Below are 683 nucleotides of genomic sequence, written 5' to 3' on the forward strand. Positions count from 1 at the left end.
CGTTGTTCATGCCAAAAGTCTGTTGCGGGTTCAAGGGTTACTGTACCAGGCAGGGGTGCAAAATTTTGATAAGGATTGATTTTTTCGCAAGCCGTTGTCAACTCTTGCGCAATGATCACTTCATTTGTCCAGTCAAGCGTGACAGGCGCTTTTAAAGGAGCAGTATAGAATGTTGGGTCAATGGCAAGCTGCAAAATGCCGTTGCCTACAGCCCCCGTTTGTTGAAAGCCTTCATCTCTATAAGAGTCATCAAGAAAGGGATCAGCGAACATGCCTTTTTTAGCAACAGGCTCTTTAGAGTCAACATTGCTTTTAATCCGTTCTAATTGCATCAGACGGTCAAGCGAAAGCACTCGTTGAAAATAGCGCCACATTTCATCATAGGGGGCAACCCGTGTGCCATCATTGACCACAACCGGCATTTCAAGCCAATTGTTGGTAATGGTTGCAAGGGACAACACATCATCAGGAACACTGGGTGCCATGGGTTGGTCTACTGAGATACCTTTGATGTAAACCACATTGCCCCCCGTGTTGAGACCGATACGGTCAATGCGGGGCAATTTATAAGTGTAACTGACGATAATATCACCACCCTCCGCACCCCCTGAGACAGTGATTTCCTGCGCTGTTACTTTATCAGCCGTGATTTTTGCGCGATAGCGGTAAGTCACCTTATAGCT

Annotated in this window: 1 protein-coding gene; it reads right to left on the reverse strand. The window is 46.6% G+C overall.

Annotated features, from left to right (window positions below; translation table 11 throughout):
- A partial coding sequence (locus tag ACFINE_RS09915) for a DUF4815 domain-containing protein (protein WP_375621910.1) occupies nucleotides 1-683 on the reverse strand: 683 nt, incomplete at both ends.

It is taken from the genome of Bartonella sp. AA97HXZ, from assembly GCF_042196985.1.
Classification (GTDB): domain Bacteria; phylum Pseudomonadota; class Alphaproteobacteria; order Rhizobiales; family Rhizobiaceae; genus Bartonella.